This window comes from Leptolyngbya sp. FACHB-36, assembly GCF_014695955.1.
In the GTDB taxonomy this organism is placed as follows: domain Bacteria; phylum Cyanobacteriota; class Cyanobacteriia; order Leptolyngbyales; family Leptolyngbyaceae; genus FACHB-36.
Genome location: NZ_JACJPG010000165.1, coordinates 1 through 5,226, shown reverse-complemented (window position 1 = coordinate 5,226; position 5,226 = coordinate 1). Strand labels below are relative to the sequence as shown.

Below are 5,226 nucleotides of genomic sequence, written 5' to 3'. Positions count from 1 at the left end.
AAGCGGATTTTCAACTGGTTATTGGAAATTCCACAAGCAACAACCCGGACTTCCCGATATGCAAAGCTCATGACTCAGTCTTCAGGTTAAGCAATGTTTCGCCAGCAGTATCACAACTCAGGATAAACCGCTCTTGGGACAATACCTCGGTACTCATACGCTTAACTCCGTAATGAAACAGTGATACTGCGTTTCACTGAGCAGCGCAGTTCCTACAAGTATCCCAATGACAGGTCTGGAATCTAGTTCAAAGCAAGCAGAGGTGTAAGCAGCCAAGCGAACCAGTTCGTCTTCGATTACTTGTTGAATTTGGCTAGCGGAGCCTGTTGTTGCCTTCGCTTCGATCAAGTAGGTTTTACCGTTCCCCATCATGACAATATCCGGGTAGTCGTGATTTGGACGTGCTAACTTGCGACATCGGAATAATTGCTGAGCAACCAACCCTGCGAGTCCCTCACCGATCCCTGCGATCGCACTTTTGCTGGGAGTAATCAGGCGATTTTCGGTACGGCTATAGAAAAGAGGAGCATATCCAGGTTCTAGGAAGGCTCCACTGGTGTAAGTAAAGTAATGCTGGATCTCCTCCAGCGGACGATAGACCAACTGCTCTGAATACTTTCGGATCATCTTTCCCAGCACCCGTTCATCCACCTGCAAGGGGCATAGTGATGTGTAGGTAGAAGGAATATTTGCTAGTTGGGATTGAAATTGAAGGCGCATCGCTTGCCTGCTAGCTGCTGCTTTCGCCAAGGACTGCTGCATGGGGGACAGGTTTAACTGTCGATGCTCAAGGGTGAGATAAATGGGCATGATTGCGTGTGCGATTGATTGTCCTATGACATGCAGAATAGTGAAGGCTTATATCCCTTACAAGCCTTTAGACGCCAACTTACTCACGAATCGTGACCAACTTACTCACAGAGCAAATCAAGCGAAAGATTAACCTGATCACGTTGCTCTAGTTCTTCAATCTGGTTGAGTAAATCTGCTTGCCGGAGAATATGTAAGACATAGCGAGGTCGCCGCTCAAAATTAGCTCCCCAGTTACCGATCGTCCTGCTACTGAGTCCTGTTGCTTCTGCCAGCGCATTAATGCAAACCTTCCGATACCCCCTAGCAGGGTCAGCCTTCACCCAGCGTTGGCAGTACTCCATCGGTTCCAGAGGGAGCTTGCGAAGGTAACGGAGCCGACGCTGATTTGGGTGAGAAGGTGAGCACATCGTATCCCCAAAAGCACGTTGCCTCACTCGACACTGCCTGCCGCTAGCCTTCAGCAGACAGCCCTTTTGCTATACTCTGACAACTTGATGGCTTACTGAACAAGGGAGTTAAGCCAGAGTAGGGCTTCCAATCCAAGTCTGGCTTAACTAGTTTTAGAGACTACTTAGCCTCTAATTTACTAATTCTAATCGAATTAAAGGCTATGTAGCCTCTAATCCTGCTATATGATTGTAGGAAGAGGCTGATGCCTAAAAAAGGGCAAAAAAAACTTAGGGGACAACCCGAAATCTACAACGAGGTGAAAGGGCAAGTGAGCTTGTCAATGACCCAAACTGGAGTTCGAGGACTCGATGAACTGGCTGCCACAATGGGTTTGTCAAGGTCAGAGTTCGTTGAGCAGGTTGGACGGCGTTTAATTGCAGTCTTATCCTTAGAGGATAGGGAATCCGTCAAACAAGCCTTACAACAACTGATTGCGACCTCGCTGGATGAACTTGCAGGGCAAAATTTGTTTGATGGGCGAAAAGCAGAGGGCAATCGCGCTATCATGCTTCAGCAACAAGTTAAGCAGTGGGAAAAATTGCTGAAGAAGTTGGAGTAGAGATTAAAAATCATTCCTGAACGCCTAATGTGAAGTAAGAATAGCAAGATTACGCCTGACCGAAGGTTAGCACGTCAATGCCGAAACGCCTTCTGAGCAATAAGCACAGGGTGTGACTAGCCAGTTTAGCGGCAATATGGACACACAGACCCTTAATGGTTTTGTTGAGCAGTCGACTCCGGATTGCGTCCGGTGTTCTGAATTTCATGAAACACCCCTTCAATGCGTTGACGCATCCTAGAGATGAAGCGATTGAGCGAGGGGGAATGCTGATATTGCTGATTTTTGCGCAAGACCGTCCAGATCTGATTGCCCATGCGTTGCTGCACCTGAATTTGCCAGTCGCAGTCAATGAAGCCCTTGTCGCCATAGATGGTACAACCTTGAGCCATCTCTAAAAGCGACTCAATTGCCACTCGCTCATCGGTGTTAGCAGGCGCTAAATCATAGGCAATCGGAATCCCGTTCCAAGTGCTCAACAAGGTCAGTTTGTAGCCAAAGTAGTAATCAGACGGGCAGCACAATAGCCAGGAGCGGCGTTGCCCGAAAAGTCACTGCGCCTTTTGTCTCGCTTGAGTCCAAGGATTAGAATGGCTTGGTGTTCACGAGCAAATACATGTGCTGAGTCCCTCCTAATGCTTCGACCCAACTGCGCCGCAGTGACTCCAGCACGCCGTCTAACTGTGGTGAACGGCGATTGAACTGGCTCTGATCCAACAACTGAGAAACCCAACTGTGATAGCTGGCACGGATGAAACCCAAAAACTGAGGTTTACCGGGAAATGGGACATAGTCCATCAGCAGGGCTAACGTCAGCACTTCGCTGTCACTGAACTGGACCCGCGCCCCTCGACGCTTTGCTGGCAGGGTCGCTTGCTGCTGTTGGTACCAGTCGTCTACCAAAATGAACACCGTCGTCATTAAACTGGCAAAGTCTATGCTAGTCATGGGAGAGATAAGAATTAAGTTGGTACTTCGATTCTCAATCTCTCCCTCCTCTTTGTCTAATTCACATTAGGTGTTCCTGATGAACAGGCAATAATAATGCTGAGTTAATTTTTAGTCTCCGTTTCTTACTCAGAAGGGAGTTTAGCAATCCCATGCCCAGCGATTGGCTTTAGCCTATCCATAACCTGGAAGCATAACTTTGCCGAACTGAATCGGAAGCATAAGTTTGCCGAAACGGCAAACTTATGCTTCCAGTCACAAGAACATGTTCCACAATCTTTTATTCAGAGGATGGAGCTAAGCGGATTCGAACCGCTGACCTTCTCAATGCCATTGAGACGCGCTACCAACTGTGCTATAGCCCCTAGCGTGTTTTCCATGATGCCGTGCAGCGGGTAATTCGTCAAGCAGCCCCGCCCTCTTTTTCAATCATCAGGCGACTGGACGATCGATAAACCGTGTAGGGTAGAGAATGTGGTGCGTGCACCGCCACAACTGCACTTTAGGATCGATCGCTATGACTGAAACTCCTCACGACTCTTCCCAATCTGGCAACTCAGATGCCGAAGCGCTGTTGCGATCACTGCGTCGCAAAGAAGGTAGCTGGGTAGAGTGGGGGCAAGCGTGCCAGACACTGCAAAAAGCGGGGTACAGTCCCCAAGCCATCTTTGAGGAAACGGGCTTTGAGCCGATTCAGCAGAATCAAATTATCGTGGCAGCGCAAGTTTACGCCAGCATTATGAGCGGGGGCGCATCTGAAGCCGTAAAAGCTCATTTTGGCCACAAGGGCAGCGATGTGCTGTACGAACTGCGCATACTCACCGAGACGGAACGAGCCGCCGTCGCAGAACTTGTGGTAGAGAAAGGGTTGGACTTAGACGAAGCGCGAGAAGCGGTGAAGTCGGTCAAGGACTTTTCGCGGCTGAGTCGGGCACCGGAAGGATTTACCGAGCATCCGGGCGACGCGATCGCCTATCAAGCCTGGAAGTTGACAAAGCAAAAATCCGATTTACAGGAGCGATCGCGGCTTATTGCCAGAGGCTTGCGCTTTGCTCACAGCGATACCGCCCGCAAGCAAATGGAGCAACTGTTAACCGATTTTAGTGTCGCACCAACGACGCCCGCGCCTCGCCTGCCCGTGTACCGCCTGGATTCGGAAGAGGAGCTTCCAAGAGTCTTACCCGTAGTTGGTAAACTGCCGCTGACGAAAGCCGATTTGCAGGCAGTGCCGATCGTCGAAGAAGCCCCGCCCTTCGGCATCGTGCAATTTTCTGGTGCAGGGGCATGGGTACCTGTACCGGGATGGCAAGTGATTCTGACCGCAGAAGATCCAGTCGTAATTTTGACTGAGAGCGATAAACTACCAACCGCGCTGCCAGGTAAGGTAGAAGACGTACTGGTGGTCGTGGACCGTGCCATGCGCAACTGGACGGACGATCGCTTTTTTCTCGCCGAGCAGGCAGACCAGCTACAAATTCAGTGGTTTGCTCAAGCGCCAGATGTGCCGCTGCTGGGGCAAGTTGTTTTGATTATGCGTCCAAAGAAGGTGTTAGACGAGAACTACACCATGGAGCTTTGGCAGATCGACGAGTAGCTATTTCGCGTCGCATTGATAGCGCTGGTAAGGAATGCCAATGCGGTGATAGTGTGCCGAATCCCGCAAGCAGCGAACGCGATCGCGCGATTGATCCCTCAGCATTAGCTGCGCCGGGAAGTCAACTCGACGTAGACCGGGACCGATGATCCAGAGGCTTAAGGGAGCCGTGAACGGGAGTTGCAGCGATGGAAGCGTCTGCCAGATATGCGTGTAGTCATGCGCTCGCGACAGAAACGCAAACTGGCGACTAGATGTGGACAATTCATCATTCCGCAGCGCCAGTGCAAAGCTCAGCCCCAGCGCTACATCCTGCAAATCCTCGTATGACATCCCGACCAGCAGCGGTAGCTGGGGCTCTACCTGCAAGTTGTGAGCAACCTCGGTGGGGTAGTAAGGTTTCTGAAAGGTGACGTTGTGCACAACGAAGACACTGCTAAGAACGCCGACCAGCAGGGTCATTCCGGCGATAGAGGACGATCGACGTGCAATGTGCCGCCAGCGATCGCCCGATCTCACTGGCTCTCTGTCTGACTCATTGCCTGCTTCATTCAGTGCCACTCCTAGTAGCGCGCAGACCGCTGGGAAATAGATGAAGTTGTAGCGAGGAACCTGCGTCAGGTCTTTGTCAAGCAAGTAAGCGATCGCCAGAAACTCCAGCACCACAACGCCCACATACAGCACTAGCAATCGAGTTGCCGATCGCGTCTTTGGCGCTTGCCAACACTGCCAAAGTTTGGCAACGATGCGCCACCCTAGCCACCCTGCAAACAGCAGCATCAGCCCACCTGCGGGCACCGCGACCCACGCTGGCTGATTCTCAACGGGCAGCGCAATCACCATCAGCACCCACCCCAGCGGC

Annotated in this window: 6 protein-coding genes, 1 tRNA gene and 1 pseudogene; 2 read left to right on the top strand and 6 right to left on the bottom strand. The window is 51.2% G+C overall.

What is annotated here, in order from left to right:
- Nucleotides 1–153 precede the first annotated feature (153 nt).
- Complete coding sequence (locus H6F43_RS02525) at nucleotides 154–810, bottom strand: hypothetical protein (RefSeq protein ID WP_190340431.1); 657 nt, start codon at nucleotides 808–810, stop codon at nucleotides 154–156.
- Between the two features lie 101 nt (nucleotides 811–911).
- On the bottom strand, nucleotides 912–1,154 hold the full coding sequence (locus tag H6F43_RS02520) for a hypothetical protein (RefSeq protein ID WP_199290118.1): 243 nt from the start codon (nucleotides 1,152–1,154) through the stop codon (nucleotides 912–914).
- Nucleotides 1,155–1,465: 311 nt separating this feature from the next.
- On the opposite strand from H6F43_RS02520, the gene H6F43_RS02515 reads away from it, so the two are divergent.
- A complete protein-coding gene (locus tag H6F43_RS02515; protein WP_190340429.1) occupies nucleotides 1,466–1,822 on the top strand; it encodes a ribbon-helix-helix protein, CopG family in 357 nt (118 codons plus the stop codon).
- A 152-nt stretch (nucleotides 1,823–1,974) separates the two neighbouring features.
- On the opposite strand, the gene H6F43_RS21815 is transcribed toward H6F43_RS02515, so the two are convergent.
- The 3 genes from H6F43_RS21815 to H6F43_RS02505 all read right to left on the bottom strand — a co-directional run bounded on the left by H6F43_RS21815 (nucleotide 1,975) and on the right by H6F43_RS02505 (nucleotide 3,135).
- Nucleotides 1,975–2,304 carry a transposase gene (locus H6F43_RS21815; protein ID WP_199290117.1) on the bottom strand — a complete coding sequence of 110 codons (330 nt, stop codon included), beginning with the start codon at nucleotides 2,302–2,304 and terminating at the stop codon, nucleotides 1,975–1,977.
- A 103-nt stretch (nucleotides 2,305–2,407) separates the two neighbouring features.
- A complete protein-coding gene (locus H6F43_RS21810) occupies nucleotides 2,408–2,770 on the bottom strand; it encodes a hypothetical protein (RefSeq protein WP_199290116.1) in 363 nt (120 codons plus the stop codon).
- A gap of 292 nt (nucleotides 2,771–3,062) precedes the next feature.
- Nucleotides 3,063–3,135: transfer RNA gene (locus H6F43_RS02505), tRNA-Ala, on the bottom strand.
- Nucleotides 3,136–3,287: 152 nt separating this feature from the next.
- Here H6F43_RS02505 and H6F43_RS02500 point away from each other — a divergent pair.
- The gene (locus H6F43_RS02500) at nucleotides 3,288–4,364 is read left to right on the top strand and encodes a RuBisCO accumulation factor 1 (protein ID WP_190340428.1); all 1,077 of its coding nucleotides are present in this window, start codon (nucleotides 3,288–3,290) and stop codon (nucleotides 4,362–4,364) included.
- On the opposite strand, the pseudogene H6F43_RS02495 reads toward H6F43_RS02500, so the two are convergent.
- Nucleotides 4,365–5,226 (bottom strand): annotated as a pseudogene (locus tag H6F43_RS02495) (hypothetical protein); the annotation flags it as partial.